Here is a 21,348-nt window from a genome sequence, read left to right as displayed (position 1 = left end):
CATTGAAATTAATCACATTCACAAAAAAAGGAATTTACTGTCCACAGGGAAAATTTTATATAGATCCCTGGCGCCCGGTAGATATGGCGGTTATTACGCATGGTCATGCTGATCACGCCCGCTGGGGAATGAAAAAATACCTATGTCATCATTTTACAAAACCTATTCTCCACCAAAGAATTGGAAAGGATATCGAATGCCAGAGTGTAGAATATGGAGAAGTTATGATCATCAATGGAGTGAGACTTTCCCTTCATCCTGCCGGGCATATTATCGGTTCTGCGCAGATAAGACTTGAATATAAAGGATATGTGGCCGTAATTTCAGGGGATTATAAAGTTCAGAATGATGGCCTGAGCACTCCTTTCGAACTGGTAAAATGCAACGAATTTGTGACAGAAAGTACTTTTGGCTTACCCATTTACAACTGGCTTGAAGTTCCGGATTTAAATAAAAAACTTCAGAACTGGGTGCTGAAAAATAAGGAAAACAATAAAACATCTGTATTTATCGGGTATTCGCTCGGGAAAGCCCAGCGTATTATGAAAGCGGTAGAAGAATTGGGAAAAATATATGTCCACTATTCCATCGGAAAATTGAATGAAGCATTTGAAACCGTGGGGATTGACCTTCCGGACTATACCATTGCTGATTTCAGGGAACGCCCGAAAGAAATGGAACATGAAATTGTAATTGTACCTCCGGCTCTGCTGGACAGCAATATCATTAAAAAGATTCCGGATCCGGCTACGGCCATATGCTCCGGATGGATGCAGGTTCGCGGGGCGAGAAGATGGCGGAGTGCAGACGCAGGATTTGCAATGAGTGATCATGCAGATTGGAAAGGATTGCTTCAGACCGTAAAGGCAACGGAAGCAGAACTTGTCCATGTAACGCATGGACAGACAGAAGTATTTTCAAAATACCTGAACGAAATAGGAGTCCGGGCTGATGTTGTGGAAACATTGTTTGGTGAAGATGAAGAAGAATCTGAAAAAGAAACCCTTGAAAACCCGGAATCATGAGACATTTTGCAGACCTTATCAACGCTTTGGAAACGACCAATAAGACCAATGCTAAAATTGACGCCATCATAGATTATCTGGAACGTGCCCCTGATGAAGATAAAGTATGGTTTATTGCCCTGTTTACTGGAAAAAGACCCAAAAGAAATGTCAATACCAATTATATGAAAGAATGGGCTTTGGAAATCACAAAGCTTCCGTTATGGCTGTTCCAGGAGAGTTATTCTTCGGTGGGAGATCTCGGAGAAACACTTTCATTAATTCTTCCGCCTCCGCAGGAGAAAATTGACCGGACTTTATCCCAGTGGATGAATGATATTGTTAACTTAAAAGAGAGAACAGAAGCAGAAAAAAAAGAATTTATCCTTAATTCATGGAATGGGCTGGATTATACTGAACGTTTGATTTTCAACAAATTAATTGGCGGCAGTTTTCGGATTGGGGTATCGGACAAGACTTTGATCAATGCCCTGACAAAGTTCTCCGGACAGGAATCCAGTGCTTTGATGCACAGTCTGATGGGAAAATGGCTTCCGGATGAAGTTTCATTTAAGGAATTAATTGATGCTGAGAATGTAAATCCGGATAATTCAAAACCCTATCCTTTCTGTCTTGCGTACCCCTTAGAAAAAAAGATTGAAGAGCTTGGAGAGCCTGATGAATGGCTCGTAGAATACAAATGGGACGGAATACGGGGTCAGATCATCAGAAGGAATGATGAAGTGTTCATATGGTCGAGGGGTGAAGAGCTTATCACAGAACAATTTCCGGAAATTACTGACTCAATAAAAGCCATGAAAGGAAATTTTGTTATAGATGGAGAAATACTTGCAGTGAAGGATGGTAAAGTTTTAAATTTTAATGAATTACAGAAAAGATTAAACAGAAAAACTTTAACTAAGAAAATGCTGTCTGAAATTCCAATAGAAGTCTTTGTCTATGATTTATTGGAGCTTGAAGATAATGATCTGAGAGAAAAACCAATTGCTGCAAGAAGAGCTCTTCTGGAAGAATTATTATTGAATGAAAATCCTCAGAATATCAGCACCTCCAAAAGCCTTGAGTTTGAAAAATGGGAAGAACTGAATGTTCTCAGGGAAAATTCACGGGAAGTAAACAGTGAAGGATTAATGCTGAAACAAAAAAATTCTCCCTATCATTCCGGCAGGAAAAAAGGCGACTGGTGGAAATGGAAAATCAATCCTTTTACCATTGATGCAGTCTTAATCTATGCTCAAAAAGGCAGTGGCAGAAGAAGTGCCTATTATACGGATTATACTTTTGCCGTAAAAAACGGAGATACTTTGGTTACCATCGCCAAAGCCTATTCAGGATTGACCGATAAAGAAATTATGGAAGTGAGCCGGTTTGTTACCAAAAATGCCATTGAGAAATTCGGTCCTGTGAGAACGGTGAAGGCAGAGCTCGTTTTTGAGATTGCTTTTGAAGGAATAGGCTTCAGCAACCGTCATAAAAGCGGTGTAGCTCTTCGGTTCCCAAGAATTGTAAGATGGCGGAAAGATAAAACCGCAGATGAAATTGACAGTCTTGAAGAAATTAAAAAATTAATACAGTAATTTGGCTGCTTTTAAAAATACCGATGGATTTAAAATCATTCAGCAATGGATGACAGATAGAAGCATGTCTCCTTTCAAATTTCAGATCGACACCTGGCAGAAATTTGGAAGCGGATATAGCGGAATGGTTGTGGCCCCTACAGGTTTCGGGAAAACATTTTCAGTTTTTTTAGCCCTGATATCAGACTTTCTGAACTATCCCGAACGTTATAAAAAGGGGCTGAAAATGATCTGGATCACTCCCCTCCGCTCCTTGTCGAAAGACATTGCCAAGGCGATGCAGGAGGCAATTGACGAAATTGGGCTGGATTGGGCTGTAGGAGTAAGAAATGGAGATACAGATCCTAAAGTAAGACAGCAGCAGGTGAAGAACATGCCCGAAATTCTTGTGGTAACTCCTGAAAGCCTTCACCTGCTGCTCGCGCAGAAAAATCATCAGGCTTTTTTCCGGGATATGAAATCCGTGGTTGTTGATGAATGGCATGAGCTGCTGGGATCAAAACGCGGAGTAATGGTAGAATTGGGGGTATCACAGCTTAGAAAATATGTTCCGGATATCAGAATATGGGGAATCACTGCGACCATCGGAAATTTGGATGAAGCCATGGAAGTTCTCATTCCTTATGAAATTAAAAAAACAAAAATAACGGCAAAAGAGCATAAAAAGATAAACATTATTCCCGTTTTTCCGAATGAAATTGAGATATTGCCCTGGGCAGGACATTTAGGAAACAAGCTGGCGGATAAAGTAGTCCCTATCATTCTTGATTCAAAATCCACCATTGTTTTTACGAACACCCGGAGTCAGAGTGAAATGTGGTATCAGCTGCTGTTGGATGCTTACCCTGATTTCGCGGGACAAATTGCGATACACCACAGTTCTATTGATGCTCATTTAAGGATTTGGATCGAAGAAAACTTAAGCTCCGGAAAATTAAAAGCAGTGGTTTCCACCTCATCATTGGATTTGGGGATCGATTTTAAGCCGGTTGATACTGTGATTCAGATTGGTTCGGCCAAGGGCGTCGCCAGATTTTTACAACGGGCAGGACGAAGCGGCCACTCTCCTTTTGAAACCTCTAAAATTTATTGTGTCCCTACCCATTCTCTGGAACTGATTGAAGTATCAGCCTTAAAAGAAGCTGTAAAACAAAAAGTTGTGGAACCAAGGGAACCGCAGGCCTTATGTTTTGATGTATTGGTTCAGTTTCTCATGACTCTGGCCGTCGGAGATGGCTTTTATCCGGATGAAGTGTATGCAAGGATCAAAGAAGTGTATGCTTTCCGGGAAATAATAGATGAAGAATGGAGAAGTATTCTCGAATTTCTGACCATCGGCGGAAGTGTGTTAAAGAGCTATGAAGAGTTCCATAAAATTGTTATTATGGATGATGGGCTGTACAAAGTAACTTCCCGGAAAATTGCCATGCTCCACCGCATGAATATGGGAGTCATTGTGAGTGATGCCATGTTGAAGGTAAAGTTTATTTCCGGCGGATATGTCGGAATGATTGAAGAATATTTTATTTCAAAACTTAAAAAGGAAGAAAAATTTATTCTGGCCGGGCGTACATTGGAGGTCGCGATGATCAAAGATATGACCGTGTATGTCAGATCAGCAAAAGGAAAAGCGTTGGTTCCCAGCTACCTGGGCGGAAGACTGCCTTTAAGTTCGGATCTGGGCTACTTTTTAAGAGAAAAGCTATCCCACGCCTTAAGCCCCAAAGCTTCCGAAAAAGAGTTGAAATTTCTGCATCCGCTGCTCGTGAATCAGGAAAAAAACTCTCATATTCCCAAAGAAGACGAATTTTTGGTCGAGCTGATCAAAAACCGGGAAGGCTATCATTTGTTTATGTATCCTTTTGAAGGCCGTTTAGTGCATGAAGTAATGGCAGCATTAATTGCCTACCGCATTTCAAAGCTGGCCCCTATTTCCTTTTCAATGGCTATGAATGACTATGGATTTGAACTGTTCAGTGATAAAGAAATTCCATTGAATGAAGAAAATCTACATCAAATTTTAACACGGGATAATCTGATGACAGATGTGATTGCCAGCATTAATTCTGCAGAAATGGCCAGAAGGAAATTCCGTGACATCGCAGTGATTTCAGGAATGGTGATTCAAAACTATGCGGGGAAGCAGCGCTCCAATAAATCTTTACAAAGTTCAGCCGGGCTTATTTTTAAAGTACTGGAAGACTATGATCCCAGTCATTTTCTTATCAAACAGGCCTATACCGAGGTTTTTAATATACAGCTGCAGGAACAGCGCCTCGTGAAAGCATTTAAAAGAATTGAACAGTCCAACATTATTTTAAAACATTCCCGTTCTTTCACTCCATTAAGCTTTCCGATCAAAGTGGACAGTCTGAGACAAACGCTTTCCAGTGAAGGACTGGATGCGAGAATTAAGAGAATGCTGAAGCTGTAAAAGCTTTTATGAATCTTCAAACCAGTCTTTCATCGGGATACATGTAAAAGCCGGAGGTTTTCAAAAAAAAATTTCAAAAAAATATAACTTTTTAGGGTTAAATATCATGTGAATTCCTTTGATAAGTTTAATAATCGGCGTACCTTAGAGTATCTTCTCTGAAGAATAAAATAAAGTTTACATAATGGCAAAATTGTTCTTAGTCCGCCACGGACAGTCACTCTGGAATCTGGAAAACAGATTTACAGGCTGGCAGGATATCGATATTACTGAGGCAGGTATTGAAGAAGCCAAAAAAACAGGCACTGCTTTAAAAAAAGAAAAAATAGATATTGCTTTTACCTCTGCCCTGATCAGGGCCCAGCATACGCTCAAAATTATTCTCAGTGAAATGGGAAAACCCAATACCCCGATTATTATAGACAAGGCACTCAATGAACGTTCTTACGGAAGTCTTGAAGGGCTCAACAAAGCTGAAACGGCCCAAAAATATGGAGATGAACAGGTTTATACCTGGCGCAGATCATATGATATAGTTCCTCCGGGAGGCGAAAGTCTTAAAGATACTTATAACCGGGTAATTCCTTATTTTGAAAGTAAAATTGCACCGCTGCTGAAAAAGGGAGAAAACGTACTGATTGTTGCCCATGGAAACAGCCTCCGCTCACTGGTGATGTACCTTGAGCACCTATCCCCTGAAGAGATCCTGGAACGGGAAATTGCGACAGGAGTTCCGCTGACTTATATTTTTGACGAATACTTTCATGTGAGCAAAAGGGAAAACTAATTTACTGATACAAAATATTCATCTGGAAACCAGTGAGAATAAGTTATTCCCTGATTTTTAAATAACCAACTTTCATAATTATTAAAGGTGTTGATAGCCACAAAAAATATTTACATTCAAAATGAAACTTTCATTTTAACCAACCAGCGAGCCGTTTTCTGGGAAAAAGAAAAAGCATTGATTCTTTCTGACCTTCATATCGGAAAGACAGCCCATTTCCGGAAAAATGGGATAGCACTGGCCAATCATATTATGAAGAGCGACCTGGAAAGATTATCGGCGCTGATTGAATTCTTTCAGCCTGAAAAATTTGTGGTGGTTGGAGATCTTCTTCACGCAGGAGACAATTCTGATGTAGATGAGTTCTGCACATGGAAAAGCCAATATCCTGATATACAGTTTTATCTTATTGAAGGAAATCATGACCGGATATCTGAAGTTCTGGAGAAAAAATTATGCTTTAATCACAAAGCTGAGTGGCTTGAAATAACTGGTTTTATTTTCATTCACGATTTTAATCCGTCCAGATCAGGATTCCAGATTACAGGACATATTCACCCCGGAATTGTGCTGAATTCTGCCGTAAAGAATATCAGGCTTCCCTGCTTTGCTGTCAGCAGCAATCAATTATTATTACCAGCTTTCAGTGAATTTACAGGCCTGGACACGAAAAACCTGCCTAAGAAGAGTAAGTTCTTTGTTTTTACAGAGGCTGCCATCTATGAGGTTTAGAAAAAGTTATTTTGATTTTAACCGCATAGAATTACTCTTATAAATTTTAAGTAAGTATAGTGGATAGATCTGTTTAGCGAAGCTGTACATTTAATCGGATGAACGGGTCGATTTCTTTGTATTAAATTTAGGGAACTATATATATTTACATTAATTAACATAATAAAATTTTTCCTTTGTGATTGATTTATATTTTTACATTTATTACTCATTAAAAAACATTTATTATGAAAAATTTCATAAAACTTTCGAGAAATGAGTTGAAAAATGTATCTGGTGGTAATGTAGGTGATCCTTGCGCAGTAGCCGTTCAACAACCTAATGGATCATGGATAACTTATCCGGGCAAGTGTGCTTTTGTTATGAATATAACTTCTTCAAACGAAGTAACCAATGGAGGAAGTTATTATTGTGATACAGGCATGGGAAACAATCATGTGATTACTTCTAAGGTGGTGTAAGTCGTTGTTCTGGTGTGGTAATACAGGTTTAAGTACTGATTTAAGCTAAATAAATATGAAAGTAAGGAAAAATAAAAAAAACAAATTTCTGCATCTTTTATTTTTATTAGTATTTGCCTATTCATGCAGTGATAAACAAACCGTAAGGATCGTTGGGGATATTCCCAATCTTCCTGACGGGACTTTATATTTATGGAAAGGGACTATGCTTGACAAGATAGACAGTGTAGAAACATCAAAAGGTCACTTTGAGATAAATTATAAAGCTGAAGAAAAATTGCCTGTTTACATTGGAATATTTCACAGAGATAAAAAAAAGATCCAGAGGGTTTTTGGCTTTCTTACCAGCGTTCCTCAATGGGGATCTCCTACTTTTATGTCTGACCCTTTAATAACAATAAAAGGAAATTTGGAAGAATATACTCCTGTAAATATGACGTTACCTCCGGATGTCATTTTTATAAATAGTCCCAAAATACAAGCAGGAAAGCAGACAGAAGCATTGTTTAATACTGGTGATGTTATTTTTACAAATAGTAGTCCTAATAATATAAATACGATAAAAGAAAAACTCAAAAAATATCCTTATTCCTATCATATTCTATACAATATTATTGGTAATAAAACTGTTTTTAACACTCAACAAACAGATGATTTTCTAAAATTGTTTGATGATGAGGTAAAGCGGAGTAAACCATACAAAAAACTCTTAGAATATAATAATAGAGCAAAAGAAGTTGAAAAAATAAAAGTCCCTCAATTAGAAAACACAGAAGGGAAGAAAGTTGCTGTAGTGGATCCAAATTACAAAAAACATCTTCTTGTTTTTTGGGCAAGCTGGTGCGGTCCTTGCAGAATGGAAATACCTATGCTTAAAAAAGTATATGGTGAAAAGGGAAAAGAGATAGAATTTATTTCAATATCCATAGATGATGACAAAAATGCATGGAAAAAAGCTCTTTTGGAGGAAAAAATGCCATGGAAACAGTTTTTTATCAACAGTAAAAGTGATGCATATAATGATCTGCAGATATTGTTTAAATTTAATTCAGCAATTCCTTATACTGCTTTAATAGATAATAATATGAAGATATTGTCTTCTTCGACAGGCTTATCAAATGAAGAAGAATTAAAAAAAATAATTAATAAGTAATATATTTATCTACAATTAAATATAAATCCCCTTCTTACGTTGGGGATTTATTTTATGCGTTCGGATCAAAATCTAACCCTTTCTTGAGTTTTTGATTAAAATCAGAGAGGTTTTTTTGTGGTTCTGGTTATTCTTCAAACTCTAGTTTAAGCGGTCCAGCTATTTTTCCTGTAAAGAGTTGAAGAGATTTTTGTTCTAAATATTTGTTTAATCTGGTCTCAGCTTTTTGTTTTCTATCGTCCAATTCGTCAGCCATTTTTAAAGCTTATTGCATTCCTCATCCAGATAAAACTCTTGTTCTGTCTTCTAAAACTCTGAACGAAATGAATTGTAGTGAAGGACCATGTTTACTTTCCAAATATTCAACGACAGGCTCAGAATGACAAAGGTCTAATTTTTTGACTTTTGAGACAGCTTCTTTGCAAAGCCTCCATTCATTGGATCAATATATTGTTACTTCCCGGCTTTATCAATAGTTATACCTTATTTAAAAATATATCCCGGAATTTAGTTCTTTTTACTCAAACGGATACTGTACACTGTAATCAATACCGTAACCAACAGAAATAAAGCTCCTATCCATGGTGTACTTACCAGCCCTAAAGAGGATGTCACAATCATTCCTCCCGCATAAGATCCAATGGCAATGCCTATATTAAATGCTGCAATATTGATCCCTGAGGCGACATCTTCGGTTCCTGGCAGCTCTTTCTCTGCAATCTGCACGACCAGCAGCTGAAGTCCAGGAACGGTAGCAAAAGAAAGTGCTCCTAAAAGGAAAAGCGTAATGATACTTAAAACCGGGCTGCTTACTGTAAAATAAAATGCAAGCAATACCAATCCCTGTGCGGCAAACATCCATAGAAGCGCTTTCAACGGGTTTTTATTGGCAATTTTTCCACCAATCAGGTTTCCCAGTGCAATGGCAATTCCGTAAATCAACAGGATAAAAGTGACTGTGGATTCCTGAAAGCCTGTTATTTTCTGTAAAATGGGTGACAGATAGGTAAAAACAACAAAGGTTCCTCCATATCCCATCGCAGTCATTAAAAAAGCAAAGATCAGACGTCTGTTCCCCAGTACTTTAAACTGGCTTTTTAAAGAAGCGGCCTTCCCGTTTTTTAAATGATTGGGAACCAGGATTAAGCTCGCTACCAAACCGGTAATCCCAAGAATTGAAACCCCTATGAAAGTTGCTCTCCATCCAAAATGCTGTCCAATAAAGGTTCCCAATGGTACTCCGGTTACGATCGCCAATGTAAGCCCGGCAAACATAATAGAAATAGCCGTTGCTCTTTTTTCCTCCGGAACCAGTGATGCTGCAATGGTAGAACCTATGGAAAAATAAACCCCATGGGCAAACCCTGTCAGTATTCTCGCAAGAACCAGTGTGATAAAACCGGGAGCAATAGATGCCAATCCGTTTCCGATAACAAATAGCAGCATAATGGAAACCAAAAGCGCCTTACGGGGAACTTTCCCGGTTAAGGCTGTTAATATGGGAGCTCCGATAGCCACTCCGATAGCATAAAGACTCACCAGCAATCCTGCCGAAGGAATGGTAATTCCAAGATCAGAAGCTACTGTGGGAAGCAATCCTACGATTACAAATTCAGTAGTTCCTATTCCGAAGGCACTTATCGTTAATGCCCATAAAGCTGCAGGAAGACCCTTTTTAGCAGTCTGTGCCGCAGTATTGATCTGTATTTCTTTTTGATAATTCATCGCATTATGATTTGTTGATGTTGACAATGCAAATTTCCGATGAAATTTAATATTATAAAAATTATTTAAATTGTATTAAAGTATCAGAAAAATAATAGTTTTATTTCTTGCTGAAAAATTTGTTCCTTTGCAGTATACAGCGATAACAGTAATGAAAAAATCCGAAGCTACCCGTCTTACTATTCTCCAGAAAGCGTTCGAATTGATCTATGTGAAAGGTTTTCAGACCACAAGCATTGATGAGATTATTGCAACGACTCAGGTGACTAAGGGTGCATTCTATTATCATTTTAAAACCAAAGATGAAATGGGGCTGGCTATTATCAGTGATCTGATGAAACCCAACTTCAGGAAAATTTTTATTGATACCCTTCAAAACAATCAGAATCCTTTAGACAGCATTTATGAGGTCATGTACCATCTCCTTATGGAAAATGACTTTTTAAAAGTTGAATACGGCTGTCCTACTTCTAATTTTGTACAACAAATGGCACCATGGCATCTTGCTTTTACTGAGGCTTTACATGAACTTTCAAAAGATTGGGAAACTGCTCTCACAGAAAGTATTGAAAAGGCTAAAGAAGCTGGTATCATCAAAAAAGAAGCAAATGCAAGAGAAGTGAGCGTTTTTGTTATTTCAGGGTATTGGGGAGTGAGAAATCTGGGTAAGCTTGAAAACTCCAAAGAAGTTTATCTTGTTTATTTAAAGGGACTTAAGTCTTATTTTAGAAGTCTTCAATAATTTTTTTACCCAAAAACATACTAATTAGTATGTTTTTATTATACCTTTGCTGTGTTCAAGAAAATAACCGATGTATCAGACCCTTACTTTTTTACATTCACAAACCCGATGGCTCGTTTTAATAAGTTTGATGTATGCTGTTTACCGTTCGCTCAAAGGCTATCTCTCAGACAGAAAATTTACAGGAACTGATGATTCTGTGAGACATTGGACCGCTACTATTGCGCACATCCAGCTGGTGATAGGAATGATATTCTATTTCAAAAGCCCTGTGATTCAATATTTCTGGAAAAACCTGAATGAGGCCAAAGAATCTTTTGAACATGTATTTTTCGGGCTGATCCATATTTCACTGATGATTGCAGCTATTATTCTCATCACGATCGGTTCCGCTTTAGCCAAAAGAAAACTTTCAGACAAAGAAAAATTCAAAACGATGGGCATCTGGTTTTCCATTGCACTGATCATTATTTTCATTGCGATTCCATGGCCCTTTTCTCCTTTTGCAAACAGACCTTATTTCAGATAATTATGATGAATTTATTGAAAACAAAAATTGGCCGGTTGAGAATTCTGGCTATTCTGGAAGGCATTTCCCTATTAAGCTTAGTAGGTATCGCCGTACCGATGAAATACTGGATGGGAAATCCTTTATTTGTAAGGCTGCTTGGCCCTGTTCATGGAACTTTATTCCTGCTTTTCCTGTTCAACACGCTGAGTATTGGGGTAGAACAAAACTGGAAATTTAAAGAGGTGACATGGAAGGTGATCATGGCTTGTTTCATTCCTTTCGGAACATTTTATATTGACAAGAAGATCTTAAGCAAGCTATGAAAAGTCTCCTCATAGTCTGTGGTATAGCCCTTATACTGTATGCTGTGTATAGAATTTACCGGTTCCAGATCTTAGATAACGGACTTCCGGAACTGATCAAAAAAGGAGCTGTTATTCTTGATGTGAGAACTGAAAAGGAATATGAAACGGGACACATACAAGGTTCTGTTACTATTTCATTGGGAACCATCAGAGAATGGTAGAATTAGATCCGGAGAAAATTTATATTACTGTATGTTCACACGGACTCCGCAGTGTAAAAGCAGAAAATATTTTAAAAGAGAAAGGCTTCAGGTCCGTCTATAATGGCGGAGCATGGAGTGACCTCCAGAAAACAATCAGCCAATAAAAAATGTAATCCCTCCCGTGATAAAGTCCGTAGAGGGATTAACCTTTTTAAACAGTCTTATCATTCAGCCATACTACTATTTGTTCCGATGAATGCTCCCGCCCTATTATATCCTTGTATAATTCAGGTCTTCTGGCTTTAATGTACCTGTATCCTCCTGCTTCTGTAAGCTTCTCGGGGATAATGAGAGCTGTTTCAAAGCTGTCATCAAATGAACGGCATTCGGCAATGATATCTCCGAAAGGATCAATAATCATAGAACATCCATTTTTCAGCTGATCATCATCCATCCCGATAGGATTGGAAAAAACAATATAAGCGCCGTTGTCATAGGCTCTGGCCGGAAGCCATTTCATGAGCCAGTCTCTGCCTTTCATCCCTTCAAATTCTAACCGTAAAGACGTAGGATCTGCCTCTCTGTTTTCCCAAAGCTGAGGATCCACAAAACCGGCTCCCGGTCTTGTGGAAGGAGTACACATGGTAACATGGGGCATGAAAATAATCTCTGCACCCAGAAGTCTCGTCGCTCTCACATTTTCAATAATATTGTTATCATAACAGATCAGAATTCCGCATTTCCATCCCAGAATATCAAATACACAAAACGCATTTCCTGGGGTAAGATGAGGATTGATGAATGGGTGCAGTTTTCTGTATTTCGCTTTCAGCCCTGTTTTATCGACACATACATAGGCTTTGAAAAGATTATTGTTTTCATCCTTTTCAAAAAGACCTGCCAATATGATAATAGCATACTGGTCAGCGATCTGTTGCAGCCTTTGAATGCTTTCCCCTTCAGGAATAAGTTCGGCAACATCAAGAAGCTGTTCCCGGGAGAGTTTCCGGGCAAAAGTATATCCTGTAATGGAACATTCGTGGAAAGCAATCACCTGAGAACCTCTGGAAGCCGCTTCACCGGCTAATTTTTCTATAATGGAAAGATTATACTCCTTATCGCCGCTTTTATTTTCAAATTGTGCCGTTGAAATTTTAATATTCATTGATTTTTTTTCAGCAAAACTAAATCACAAGGTCTTTGAAAAATTGTATAAAACCGACATTGGGCTAAAGCTCAATAAAATTGACAGCCAGTTTGTTTTCGGTTTTCAAATACTGCTTTGGGGTAAGTCCTGTATTATTTTTAAATTCTCTGATGAGATGAGACTGGTCAGCATAGCCTGCACGATAAGAAAGTGCCGTCATATTTTCATGGCCTGTTCCCCTATTGAGCATATTTAAAAAGTAATGAAGCCGGATAATATTGCTGTATTTTTTAGGAGAAACCCCTATATAATTTTCAAATTTCCTTTCCAGATGTCGTTCAGAATATCCTGTAAATTTTTCCAGTGCTTTGGATGATACTGAACCTTTATGCTGAAGAATGTAATGCTGAACAGCTTTTATGGTATCATAGCCGGAACCTGTTTCTTTTTTTAAAAACGCTGTAAAAAAAATATTTAACCGGTTGATGACAGACCCAGGATCCGCTTGATGAAAAAGGCTTTCCTGGAAGGGCTCTAATTTATTTTGTAATACATCTTCCACGGAAATAATTTGATTTTTCACTTCTTTTGCGGAAGCTTTCAGAAGAATATTTAAAAAATAGGGCTGAAATACCACTGCTAGTAAAGAAAATTTTCCTTCAGAGTAGAAATCCTTGTAAGAGCTTAAAGCTCCATAAAAAAAAGAAAGAGGCATCTTTTCCCCTGAAATATGAGTATACAGAGCCATGTCTCCGGACAGGATCAGCCCGGTACTGCCATCGGTAAACAGCCTCATATTCCTGAGATCTTTTTCAGAATTTTCCAAAAAGATATAATGTCTGATGAAAGGGGCCAGATGTTTAGGTGGCGTCAGCTGCATACATCAAATGTACATAAAACTTATTGGACGGAAGAAAAATAATACGAAACCTGGGCTGAAAAACGCAAGGCTGCTTGTAAGGCACCAGAAAATCACAGGTTTTCAATCAGGGCCAATACACAATTTATAGTAATTTTCGTTGCTGATTCTACAGATTATACAACAATACTTAAGTATAAAAAAGCCTGCCTCTTTGCATTGAAACAGTACAACCTTCTATCTTTTTTATAAAATTTCAAACCATAGTACCACATTTTATTCCCTTTTGGTCAGGTATTTGAATGTTTTAGTCCGTAAGATTTTATTAGCGTCTAATATCTTACTGTTATAGAATTTACCTTTAAAACAACCTATCACTAAAATAATATATTATGTCAACACAGAATTTAACCCATCTCGAAGCAATCAAAAAAATCAAGGAACTGTCGGAAAGTGCAAAAATATGTATGTTCTGCACAGATTTGGAAACCCTTCCTGTCAATTCGAGACCCATGACGTTACAGGAAACTGATGACAGCGGAAACCTCTGGTTTATCAGCAGCGGAACCAGCAATAAGAATTTTGAAATAAAAGAAGACCGCAGGGTACAGCTATTTTTCATGAATAACAGTGATTCCCAATATCTTTCCGTATTTGGGCAGGCCTCTGTATATAAAGATAAAGAGACCATCGAGGAAAAATGGTCACCCCTGGCAAAAGCCTGGTTTGACGGAAAAGATGACCCTAATGTTACGATTATCCGCGTAGAACCTAAAGAAACGTATTACTGGGATACGAAAGCAGGAAAACTGGTAAGCCTGTTTAGTTTTGTTGCTGCTGCGATTACAGGAAATAAAACAGATAATTCTGACGGTGTCGAAGGAAATGCAGTCATATAATGATATGTAATTGTTCAGCATCTGAAAGATAAGAAAGATGAGCAGTTAAAATATTCCCACAGGTGTCACTGATTTTACCGATCCCAATATCCGCATAATTAGAGAAATCTGTGGGAAATATTTTTTTAGATAAGTTATTCTGTAATACTCCATTAAAAGAAACAAAGTCAAAAAAGACAGCCTGAGATGCTCAAAGCTGCCTTTTACAAGATTAATTAATATGACCGTGTTTCTCACTATTTTCTGACATCATCCATGGATGCTCCAAAATTAATATGGAGAACATTTCCGGATGGTGTTACCAAAGCAGGTACGGACTTTACTCCCGCCTGTTCTGCTTCTGCAATTTTACTTTTATCATTTCCTAAATGGATGATTTCTATCTTGTCTAAACCTATAAGGTTAATGATATCATGTTCTGCACTGATACAGACAGGGCATCCTGCATGATAAAAAACTGACTTTTTCATATGATGTATTGATTAACAATTGTGGTCATAATATTTTTTAATTCTTCTGATTCTTTTTCATGAAGAGGCTGTAAAGGGCTTCTCAAATTTCCGCCCTCCTCACCCAGGATATTAAGCCCGGCCTTGACCGCTCTTGGCAATCCTTTATTGACGATAAACTGTAACAGGTCAAACTGCCGATAAAAAATATCTTTTGCTTTTTCAAGGTTTCCTTCCTGCACAGCATGATACAGCCCGATATTAAGTTCAGGAATAAGATTGGGAGCCGCCGTACACCATCCACGGGCACCGGCAGAAAAAGCTGCCAGCGCCAAAGGATTTGATCCATTGTAAAACGCGACATCCTCTCCTAATTCTCTTCTCAGATAATACATTCTCTGAATATCCCCGGAGCTTTCTTTGATCATCGTAACATTGGGAATTTCCAGTAATCTTTTCAGAAGATCCGGAGACATATCTACTCCACTGGTTGCCGGATTGTTATAGGCCATAATCGGTATGGAAATTTTACGGGCTACGGCATCATAATGAGAAACAATCTCGTTATCGGTAAGTTTCCAATAGCTCATAGGAATAATCATCACTGCATCAGCTCCCGCTTTTTCAGCAAACCTGGCATGATGGATCGTTTTTTCTGTCGTAAGATTTGAAACCCCTACAAGAGTAGGAATTCTCCCCTTCACCTGATGTAAGGTAGCTTCAGTGATTGCTTCTTTTTCGTCATCAGAAAGATAAGGCATAACTCCGGTGCTTCCCAATGGCGCTATTCCATGGTTTCCTGAGGTAACCAACCTTTCTACAAGGTGTTTGAAAAGAGGAATGTCTACTTTTTCATTTTGATCAAAAGGGGTAATAGGATAAGCTATGATCCCTTTAAATGGAACATTTTTCATGTTTATTTTATTTAAATTAAAATGGAGGATTGGAAAATAGCAAGCTTTGCTTTAACTAAGTCCTTAATGGTTTAAAAACAATTAAAGATCCCTGCCCTCTTCCTCTCTCAACGCCACTCCAAGATTCTGTAATTGAGGAGCATTTTCACAGGCAATGTATTTGGCAGCTTCTGTATCGCTTAGATTTTGATGTTTATGCCAGGCCCAGGATGGGATATAAACAGCATCTCCCGCTTCCCAATATACTTTTTCATCTTCTACCTCTGTCCAGCCTTTGCCTTCCATGACAAACAATACCGTTTCATAAGTATGGCGGTGTCTGTTTGTTTGCTGTGCAGGTAATAATCCGCCAATAGTCATGCTTACATTTTTACTCGGAAGGTCTACAAAGAAAACAGGATGTTTTCTTTCTGTTGAAAACTGGTTATGCTCCCCTGCATGTTCTACATTTTTATGAATCAAATGACCTGGTTTTACATACTTTGGCCTTGCAAAGGTCTCGTGAAAATCTTTTGAACTGAATTGTTTTTTGTCCATGATTAAAAAAAATTAATGGTTCTGTGCTTTATTGCCTGACAAAATTATTTTATATTTGGACTGTTTAAATGATTCAGTTTTTACATAAACAGATAGTCCAGATGCTTCGACCTTGGAAATTAGAATTTGAAATTGATAAAAAGCTTGACAAAGCAGTTTATCTGCAGATAGCAGACACCATTATTGCAGATATCCGTTCAGGCAGATTGAAAGCAGGAGATGCTCTTCCCGGAAGCCGGAATCTTGCCACAAGCTTAAAAATTAATCGGAATACAGTCGTAGAAGCCTATCAGGTCCTGATCAATGAGGAATGGGTTATTTCTAAAGAAAGGAAAGGAATTTTTATATCTGATCAGCTTCCTGTTTTGCAGCATAAAAGAGCCGATCAGACCAGTAATTATCAGAATCAGCCAGTGATGTCCGGTGGGGTTTTCATTCATTTTGATGACGGTCATCCGGACAGCAAGATTGCTCCGGTCACAGAGCTGGCCAGAGCATACAGGCAAATCTTCAGTATAAAGGCCAAATGGCAGATGATGGGTTACGGAGATGAGTACGGAGACATAGAATTCAGGAAAATGATTGCTCAGATGCTGAATCATCAGCGCGGAATGCAGATTCAGGAAAATGAAATTTCAATCACCAGAGGAAGTCAGATGGGAATGTTTCTTACCGCCCAAAGTCTTTTAACCTCCGGAGATGCGGTTCTGGTAGAAGACCCAGGCTACCAGCCGGCATGGCAGGCTTTTGAATATGCCGGAGCCCAGCTTTTGCCTGTGCCTGTAGATGAAGAGGGTATCTGTATTGAAACTGTTGAAAAGCTTTTAACACAGCATCAAAATATAAAAGCAATTTATATCACCCCTCACAGGCAGTATCCTACAACAGTTACTTTAAGCTTATCCAGAAGATTAAAACTTATAGAACTTTCCAATCAGTACAACATTACTATTATTGAGGATGACTATGATAATGAATTTCATTTTGGCTACCGCCCGCTCCTGCCAGTTTCAAGTTTCCCGGAGCTTCGCCATTATGTCTATATCGGAACCCTGAGTAAAGTAGTGGCTCCCGCATTGAGAATTGGATATCTGGCTACAAAGAACCATGATTTATTGAAAAAGACAGGAAACCTCAGAAAGATCATTGATGTACATGGAGATGTAATTATGGAGCAGGCTGTTCTCCAGCTCATCAAGGAGGGAGCAGTAAAAAAGCATATTAAGAAGGCTACAATCCATTATAAAAACAAAAGAGATTTTGTCTTCAACCTTTTAAACCAATACATGAAAGAGGTCGCTGAGTTTACATTGCCTGAAGGCGGATTGGCATTTTGGGTCGTCCCCAAGATAAAGGCTGACTGGGATGTGGTAACAGCTTTATTATTGGAAAAAAATATTAAAATCATTCATCCGGAGCAATACGGCAGAAATAACGTTAATGGTTTTAGATTGAGCTATGGGGCACTCCCGGAAGAACAGTTGGAACACAGTATACAGGTTATTGCTGAGATCCTTTCCAGACCAGGATAATAAATAATCCTTTCATGATTTTATTCTGATATACTATTGAAGCGGTTGATAAACGCCAAGGCGCAAGGATTTTATCTCCGATAAAATTGATCCTGCTGAAATGATAGATCTGCAGGAAAAACTTGCTGAAGATCTTTTGATTTCTTGCCTTTAAAACAGGATGCGGAAATTCATTGCGACTCTGTGTTTTACTTTTATTCTACTTCAAAAACAGCCTGAATTTCAACAGAAGAATTGACAGGAACAGAGGCGGCTCCCCATGTTGCTCTCGCATGCTTTCCTTTCTCTCCAAAGACTTCAACAGTCAGATCCGAAGCAATATTCATCAGATCAGCATGCTTGGTGTAATCATCTTTAGTATTGAAAATTCCGGTAAGCTGTACACACTGTTTTACTCTGCCTAAATCACCTCCGGCAGCTTCCCTCAAAACAGACAGAACATTGAGCATGGTGATCTTTGTGGCATCCTTTACCTGCTGTTCATTAACGTCCACTCCCAGTTTTCCGGGATTCAGGATTTTCCCGTCTTGTAAGGCCACCTGATTGATAAATACCAGATTTCCTGAACGTACAAATGGCTGATAGTTTCCTGCGGGTTTAGGGACCTGGGGAAGAGTAATATTCTTTTGCTTTAATATTTCATTGAAATTCTGATGATTTTCCACGATCGCTGTATTTTTGGGTGGACACGTACCTTTCAATGCCAGAGCTACTTTTGCAAAGTTTTTCCCCTGGAGTTCTGCCAGTTTTCGCTCTCCTTTTGTTGGCCTTTCCACATCGTTTAAAGAGGCCATACTGGTTATTCCCAATACTGTATTTCCTTGTGGAATGGTCTTATCAAGATCTTCATTTCCCCGAATCCCGTTAGACACCAGAATCATTCCGTGTACTGCAAGACTGTTCCAGAAAGCCTGAAGTGCCAACTCCTTCCCTGCTCCGCTGCCAGCCGACATGAAGACAGTAGCCGGAACTCCTTCCAATCCGTGCCGGGTCCACAGCTGAACGGTTTTTGATAGAAACGCACTCATTCCCGTACTGATATTCCCGAAATATACAGGCGAACCAAAAGCAATCCCATCATAAGCAGTAAGCTCTTCTGCAGTGGCTACCGGAATATCTTTTAAACCCGGATTTTGTGATGATTTGACCTGCTTGATATAAGAAACAGCATTGTTATCACTTTCAATGCCTCTGGCAATTTCTTTAGCCAATTCGTATGTTCCCCCATTATCCGAATGGATGAGAACTAATATTTTAGCTTTATTTTGTGCCGTCATATGCGTGGTATTTAATAAGATTAAAATAAGAAAAGAACATAGTTTTTTCATGCTGAGTAAGGTATAAATTAATAGGATCAATAATAATTATATTGATTTTACAAAATTAACATTGGCGTTTTTATTAAATTTGCCAAAAAATATATACAGAACGACAATATGAAATGTGGCCTGATTGAAAAAGCTGAACGACAGTTTGTAGACACCATTGAAAAAGAAGCTTATGTGTGGTGTGAGAAAGACTGGAAGCATGATGATCATGAGCATGTGCATAACCGTGCCCAGCTTACATTTGTGGAAGAAGGCTATCAGTATTTTCACATCGACCGTAAGATTTATCTGGTGCCACAGTATCATGTTATCTGGATCCCTTCAGGAAAGGCTCACAAAATAACTTCAGAATCAAAAGTTGTGAATCTTATGGTCTTTTTGTTTAAATCTGTTTTTGAGGAAGATTTCTACCGGAATGTTCAGGTATTTGCTGTTCCTCCTGTTCTCAGAGAAATGCTGCTTTATGCTTCAAAATGGAATAAATCATTGACTGAAAATGAAGAACAAGACATCTTTTTCAAAGCCATTTTAAAAAGTCTTCCCAACTTCTGCAGAGAAAGCACGGGCCTGGAAATCCATGTTCCTACAGATATAAGACTGATTCCTGTTTGTTATGAGATCAATTCGAATTTTAAATATAACCTGGATATTGATTTATTGGCTGAAAAAGCACAAATGTCCGTACGAAGCCTGCAGAGGATCTTTAAAAATGAAACAGGAATTACTTTACAGAAATACCTCCAACTGACCAGAATTTTAAAAAGTATTGAGCTGATTGATACCCAACAGTATACTTTAAGTGAGGTGGCTTATAAAGTGGGTTATCAAAGCTTATCAGCTTTCACCGCATCCTATTTTGCGGTAATGAAAATGAAACCTAAATTGAATAAAAATCAAAGAACTTCATCATAGGAATGCAGGATCCCGCAGTTCAAATACTAAGAGCGTTTATGCAATGCTACTTTAAAATTAAAAGCCCGTTAAGCTCACTTTTAAAACAGCCTAAAATGAATTCGGTATAATACAGCTGAGCATTTAGCGCCTGGGTCTTAGGATGGAGTTCTAATTTTTTGTTAAGAATAATTTCTCCTTTGTAAGAAAATGAAAAATAGGCGAAAACTTTATAATCAGAATCTCCGCAGGGAACGCAATAGCCCGTAGTAGAGATAGACCAGTCCGAACCAAACAATTCGGCAACATTCAGGGCCATCGTCTCTGCAATGCCTGCGGAAACACAGTTATTTTCCTCAGCATCATCCCTGCTGACCTTCAACAGTTTTACTTTTTCCGGCAAGGTATAGACTGTCATTCCTCCTTTGTAAAATAAAGAGGCATTGGGCATCTGTGAAAATGCAAGCTGCAAGCAGCCTGAAGTGACGCTCTCGGCAATAGCAATGGTCTCATTGGTAGTCATCAGAGATTGGCTGATGTATTCCAGGACATTTTTTTGAAACTCCATAATATTATTTTAAAAAATGAATAGTAGCTTTATAAAGACCAAAACAACAGCAAGCACGTCAGGTATTTTAATCAGTCTACTAATGATCGTGGTGTGAAGGATCTAGACCTTATGATTTATTAAAATATCCGGTACAGACTGAAGCATGTATGCTATGATCTGTTATAAACTAATCGGATGATCATTCTGAAGAATATCCATAAGTCTGTTAATATATTCTTCTTCCTTCAGAACTTTATAATACGCTGTTTTGGCATATAAAGCAAAAGAGGGGTGCTCAATTCTCACTTCAGTATCACAATCATGGGTATCCAGAATATTTTTAGAATGGAACTCACGGATATGAAGCAGGTATTCTTCAATATTGATATCTATGGTCTTTTTTAAGATATCACATGTGGCATTATTTTTAATCTTTTCTAACGACTTGATCAGAAAGGCGGTAACTCCGTAAGAATTGATAATACCCGGAAATAAAGTTTCATTTTCTATGGCATTGCTTTTATCATTCAGTCCGGAATACCGTAACGTATCATTCTCAAATATCATATTTAATGGGGTATTAGTTA

Annotated in this window: 25 protein-coding genes; 15 read left to right on the top strand and 10 right to left on the bottom strand. The window is 38.3% G+C overall.

Annotation, left to right across the window (positions count from 1 at the left end):
• Positions 1 to 2: 2 nt before the first annotated feature.
• The 7 genes from MUW56_RS21630 (at position 3) to MUW56_RS21600 (ending at position 8,169) form a co-directional block, all read left to right on the top strand.
• Positions 3 to 1,025, top strand: coding sequence for a ligase-associated DNA damage response exonuclease (locus MUW56_RS21630; RefSeq protein ID WP_292015148.1), 1,023 nt, complete (start codon positions 3 to 5; stop codon positions 1,023 to 1,025).
• Positions 1,022 to 2,602, top strand: coding sequence for an ATP-dependent DNA ligase (locus MUW56_RS21625; protein ID WP_292015147.1), 1,581 nt, complete (start codon positions 1,022 to 1,024; stop codon positions 2,600 to 2,602). The genes MUW56_RS21630 and MUW56_RS21625 overlap by 4 nt, the downstream gene beginning before the upstream one ends.
• A gap of 1 nt (position 2,603) precedes the next feature.
• Positions 2,604 to 5,036: a ligase-associated DNA damage response DEXH box helicase gene (locus MUW56_RS21620; RefSeq protein ID WP_292015146.1), complete on the top strand. Its 2,433-nt coding sequence runs from the start codon at positions 2,604 to 2,606 to the stop codon at positions 5,034 to 5,036.
• 184 nt (positions 5,037 to 5,220) lie between these two features.
• Positions 5,221 to 5,823 carry a 2,3-bisphosphoglycerate-dependent phosphoglycerate mutase gene (locus tag MUW56_RS21615; RefSeq protein ID WP_292015145.1) on the top strand — a complete coding sequence of 201 codons (603 nt, stop codon included), beginning with the start codon at positions 5,221 to 5,223 and terminating at the stop codon, positions 5,821 to 5,823.
• 87 nt (positions 5,824 to 5,910) lie between these two features.
• Complete coding sequence (gene pdeM / locus MUW56_RS21610) at positions 5,911 to 6,555, top strand: ligase-associated DNA damage response endonuclease PdeM (protein WP_292015144.1); 645 nt, start codon at positions 5,911 to 5,913, stop codon at positions 6,553 to 6,555.
• 227 nt (positions 6,556 to 6,782) lie between these two features.
• On the top strand, positions 6,783 to 7,016 hold the full coding sequence (locus MUW56_RS21605; RefSeq protein WP_292015143.1) for a hypothetical protein: 234 nt from the start codon (positions 6,783 to 6,785) through the stop codon (positions 7,014 to 7,016).
• A gap of 55 nt (positions 7,017 to 7,071) precedes the next feature.
• Positions 7,072 to 8,169, top strand: a complete 1,098-nt coding sequence (locus MUW56_RS21600) for a TlpA disulfide reductase family protein (protein WP_292015142.1) — start codon at positions 7,072 to 7,074, stop codon at positions 8,167 to 8,169.
• 127 nt (positions 8,170 to 8,296) lie between these two features.
• Here MUW56_RS21600 and MUW56_RS21595 read toward each other — a convergent pair whose 3' ends face one another.
• Positions 8,297 to 8,425 (bottom strand): hypothetical protein, encoded by a 129-nt coding sequence (locus tag MUW56_RS21595; RefSeq protein WP_292015141.1) that lies wholly within the window; start codon positions 8,423 to 8,425, stop codon positions 8,297 to 8,299.
• A gap of 251 nt (positions 8,426 to 8,676) precedes the next feature.
• Complete coding sequence (locus MUW56_RS21590) at positions 8,677 to 9,894, bottom strand: MFS transporter (RefSeq protein WP_292015140.1); 1,218 nt, start codon at positions 9,892 to 9,894, stop codon at positions 8,677 to 8,679.
• Positions 9,895 to 10,045: 151 nt separating this feature from the next.
• Between MUW56_RS21590 and MUW56_RS21585 the strand changes: the two genes are divergently transcribed.
• The 5 genes from MUW56_RS21585 to MUW56_RS21565 all read left to right on the top strand — a co-directional run bounded on the left by MUW56_RS21585 (position 10,046) and on the right by MUW56_RS21565 (position 11,819).
• Positions 10,046 to 10,636 carry a TetR/AcrR family transcriptional regulator gene (locus MUW56_RS21585; RefSeq protein ID WP_292015139.1) on the top strand — a complete coding sequence of 197 codons (591 nt, stop codon included), beginning with the start codon at positions 10,046 to 10,048 and terminating at the stop codon, positions 10,634 to 10,636.
• A 70-nt stretch (positions 10,637 to 10,706) separates the two neighbouring features.
• Positions 10,707 to 11,165: a hypothetical protein gene (locus MUW56_RS21580; RefSeq protein ID WP_292015138.1), complete on the top strand. Its 459-nt coding sequence runs from the start codon at positions 10,707 to 10,709 to the stop codon at positions 11,163 to 11,165.
• A gap of 2 nt (positions 11,166 to 11,167) precedes the next feature.
• A complete protein-coding gene (locus MUW56_RS21575) occupies positions 11,168 to 11,470 on the top strand; it encodes a DUF3817 domain-containing protein (protein WP_292015137.1) in 303 nt (100 codons plus the stop codon).
• Positions 11,467 to 11,673, top strand: a complete 207-nt coding sequence (locus MUW56_RS21570; RefSeq protein ID WP_292015136.1) for a rhodanese-like domain-containing protein — start codon at positions 11,467 to 11,469, stop codon at positions 11,671 to 11,673. The genes MUW56_RS21575 and MUW56_RS21570 overlap by 4 nt, the downstream gene beginning before the upstream one ends.
• Positions 11,667 to 11,819, top strand: coding sequence for a rhodanese-like domain-containing protein (locus MUW56_RS21565; protein ID WP_292015135.1), 153 nt, complete (start codon positions 11,667 to 11,669; stop codon positions 11,817 to 11,819). The genes MUW56_RS21570 and MUW56_RS21565 overlap by 7 nt, the downstream gene beginning before the upstream one ends.
• A gap of 47 nt (positions 11,820 to 11,866) precedes the next feature.
• Here MUW56_RS21565 and MUW56_RS21560 read toward each other — a convergent pair whose 3' ends face one another.
• Positions 11,867 to 12,820, bottom strand: a complete 954-nt coding sequence (locus MUW56_RS21560) for a nitrilase family protein (RefSeq protein WP_292015134.1) — start codon at positions 12,818 to 12,820, stop codon at positions 11,867 to 11,869.
• A gap of 64 nt (positions 12,821 to 12,884) precedes the next feature.
• On the bottom strand, positions 12,885 to 13,682 hold the full coding sequence (locus MUW56_RS21555; RefSeq protein WP_292015133.1) for a helix-turn-helix domain-containing protein: 798 nt from the start codon (positions 13,680 to 13,682) through the stop codon (positions 12,885 to 12,887).
• Positions 13,683 to 14,053: 371 nt separating this feature from the next.
• Here MUW56_RS21555 and MUW56_RS21550 point away from each other — a divergent pair, with 371 nt between their 5' ends.
• Positions 14,054 to 14,560, top strand: coding sequence for a pyridoxamine 5'-phosphate oxidase family protein (locus tag MUW56_RS21550; protein WP_292015132.1), 507 nt, complete (start codon positions 14,054 to 14,056; stop codon positions 14,558 to 14,560).
• Between the two features lie 236 nt (positions 14,561 to 14,796).
• On the opposite strand, the gene MUW56_RS21545 is transcribed toward MUW56_RS21550, so the two are convergent.
• From MUW56_RS21545 to MUW56_RS21535, 3 genes are all read right to left on the bottom strand, one after another.
• Entirely contained in the window at positions 14,797 to 15,030 is a 234-nt protein-coding gene (locus tag MUW56_RS21545) for a thioredoxin family protein (RefSeq protein WP_292015131.1), read from the bottom strand.
• Positions 15,027 to 15,923 carry a dihydrodipicolinate synthase family protein gene (locus MUW56_RS21540; protein WP_292015130.1) on the bottom strand — a complete coding sequence of 299 codons (897 nt, stop codon included), beginning with the start codon at positions 15,921 to 15,923 and terminating at the stop codon, positions 15,027 to 15,029. The genes MUW56_RS21545 and MUW56_RS21540 overlap by 4 nt, the downstream gene beginning before the upstream one ends.
• A gap of 81 nt (positions 15,924 to 16,004) precedes the next feature.
• The gene (locus MUW56_RS21535; protein ID WP_292015129.1) at positions 16,005 to 16,460 is read right to left on the bottom strand and encodes a cupin domain-containing protein; all 456 of its coding nucleotides are present in this window, start codon (positions 16,458 to 16,460) and stop codon (positions 16,005 to 16,007) included.
• Positions 16,461 to 16,561: 101 nt separating this feature from the next.
• On the opposite strand from MUW56_RS21535, the gene MUW56_RS21530 reads away from it, so the two are divergent.
• Positions 16,562 to 17,992: a PLP-dependent aminotransferase family protein gene (locus MUW56_RS21530; RefSeq protein WP_292015128.1), complete on the top strand. Its 1,431-nt coding sequence runs from the start codon at positions 16,562 to 16,564 to the stop codon at positions 17,990 to 17,992.
• 194 nt (positions 17,993 to 18,186) lie between these two features.
• Here MUW56_RS21530 and MUW56_RS21525 read toward each other — a convergent pair whose 3' ends face one another.
• Complete coding sequence (locus MUW56_RS21525) at positions 18,187 to 19,320, bottom strand: Atu1372/SO_1960 family protein (RefSeq protein ID WP_292015127.1); 1,134 nt, start codon at positions 19,318 to 19,320, stop codon at positions 18,187 to 18,189.
• A gap of 108 nt (positions 19,321 to 19,428) precedes the next feature.
• Here MUW56_RS21525 and MUW56_RS21520 point away from each other — a divergent pair, with 108 nt between their 5' ends.
• Positions 19,429 to 20,232 (top strand): AraC family transcriptional regulator, encoded by an 804-nt coding sequence (locus MUW56_RS21520; protein WP_292015126.1) that lies wholly within the window; start codon positions 19,429 to 19,431, stop codon positions 20,230 to 20,232.
• A 46-nt stretch (positions 20,233 to 20,278) separates the two neighbouring features.
• Here the strand turns inward: MUW56_RS21520 and MUW56_RS21515 are convergent, their stop codons facing one another.
• Positions 20,279 to 20,779, bottom strand: coding sequence for a CinA family protein (locus tag MUW56_RS21515; RefSeq protein ID WP_292015125.1), 501 nt, complete (start codon positions 20,777 to 20,779; stop codon positions 20,279 to 20,281).
• Between the two features lie 162 nt (positions 20,780 to 20,941).
• The gene (locus MUW56_RS21510) at positions 20,942 to 21,328 is read right to left on the bottom strand and encodes a hypothetical protein (RefSeq protein ID WP_292015124.1); all 387 of its coding nucleotides are present in this window, start codon (positions 21,326 to 21,328) and stop codon (positions 20,942 to 20,944) included.
• Positions 21,329 to 21,348 lie beyond the last annotated feature (20 nt).

It is taken from the genome of Chryseobacterium sp., from assembly GCF_022869225.1.
Classification (GTDB): Bacteria; Bacteroidota; Bacteroidia; order Flavobacteriales; family Weeksellaceae; genus Chryseobacterium.
The sequence above is the reverse complement of the archived record's forward strand: the minus strand, read 5'-3'. Positions and strand labels throughout refer to the sequence as shown.

Excerpts from the sequence above, each read along its gene's own strand:
- MUW56_RS21625 (WP_292015147.1), top strand. The coding sequence starts at position 1,022 with ATGAGACATTTTGCAGACCTTATCAACGCTTTGGAAACGACCAATAAG.
- MUW56_RS21615 (WP_292015145.1), top strand. The coding sequence starts at position 5,221 with ATGGCAAAATTGTTCTTAGTCCGCCACGGACAGTCACTCTGGAATCTG.
- MUW56_RS21605 (WP_292015143.1), top strand. The coding sequence starts at position 6,783 with ATGAAAAATTTCATAAAACTTTCGAGAAATGAGTTGAAAAATGTATCT.
- MUW56_RS21600 (WP_292015142.1), top strand. The coding sequence starts at position 7,072 with ATGAAAGTAAGGAAAAATAAAAAAAACAAATTTCTGCATCTTTTATTT.
- MUW56_RS21595 (WP_292015141.1), bottom strand. The coding sequence starts at position 8,425 with ATGGCTGACGAATTGGACGATAGAAAACAAAAAGCTGAGACCAGATTA.
- MUW56_RS21590 (WP_292015140.1), bottom strand. The coding sequence starts at position 9,894 with ATGAATTATCAAAAAGAAATACAGATCAATACTGCGGCACAGACTGCT.
- MUW56_RS21585 (WP_292015139.1), top strand. The coding sequence starts at position 10,046 with ATGAAAAAATCCGAAGCTACCCGTCTTACTATTCTCCAGAAAGCGTTC.
- MUW56_RS21580 (WP_292015138.1), top strand. The coding sequence starts at position 10,707 with ATGTATCAGACCCTTACTTTTTTACATTCACAAACCCGATGGCTCGTT.
- MUW56_RS21575 (WP_292015137.1), top strand. The coding sequence starts at position 11,168 with ATGATGAATTTATTGAAAACAAAAATTGGCCGGTTGAGAATTCTGGCT.
- MUW56_RS21570 (WP_292015136.1), top strand. The coding sequence starts at position 11,467 with ATGAAAAGTCTCCTCATAGTCTGTGGTATAGCCCTTATACTGTATGCT.
- MUW56_RS21565 (WP_292015135.1), top strand. The coding sequence starts at position 11,667 with ATGGTAGAATTAGATCCGGAGAAAATTTATATTACTGTATGTTCACAC.
- MUW56_RS21560 (WP_292015134.1), bottom strand. The coding sequence starts at position 12,820 with ATGAATATTAAAATTTCAACGGCACAATTTGAAAATAAAAGCGGCGAT.
- MUW56_RS21555 (WP_292015133.1), bottom strand. The coding sequence starts at position 13,682 with ATGCAGCTGACGCCACCTAAACATCTGGCCCCTTTCATCAGACATTAT.
- MUW56_RS21550 (WP_292015132.1), top strand. The coding sequence starts at position 14,054 with ATGTCAACACAGAATTTAACCCATCTCGAAGCAATCAAAAAAATCAAG.
- MUW56_RS21545 (WP_292015131.1), bottom strand. The coding sequence starts at position 15,030 with ATGAAAAAGTCAGTTTTTTATCATGCAGGATGCCCTGTCTGTATCAGT.
- MUW56_RS21540 (WP_292015130.1), bottom strand. The coding sequence starts at position 15,923 with ATGAAAAATGTTCCATTTAAAGGGATCATAGCTTATCCTATTACCCCT.
- MUW56_RS21535 (WP_292015129.1), bottom strand. The coding sequence starts at position 16,460 with ATGGACAAAAAACAATTCAGTTCAAAAGATTTTCACGAGACCTTTGCA.
- MUW56_RS21530 (WP_292015128.1), top strand. The coding sequence starts at position 16,562 with ATGCTTCGACCTTGGAAATTAGAATTTGAAATTGATAAAAAGCTTGAC.
- MUW56_RS21525 (WP_292015127.1), bottom strand. The coding sequence starts at position 19,320 with ATGAAAAAACTATGTTCTTTTCTTATTTTAATCTTATTAAATACCACG.
- MUW56_RS21520 (WP_292015126.1), top strand. The coding sequence starts at position 19,429 with ATGAAATGTGGCCTGATTGAAAAAGCTGAACGACAGTTTGTAGACACC.
- MUW56_RS21515 (WP_292015125.1), bottom strand. The coding sequence starts at position 20,779 with ATGGAGTTTCAAAAAAATGTCCTGGAATACATCAGCCAATCTCTGATG.
- MUW56_RS21510 (WP_292015124.1), bottom strand. The coding sequence starts at position 21,328 with ATGATATTTGAGAATGATACGTTACGGTATTCCGGACTGAATGATAAA.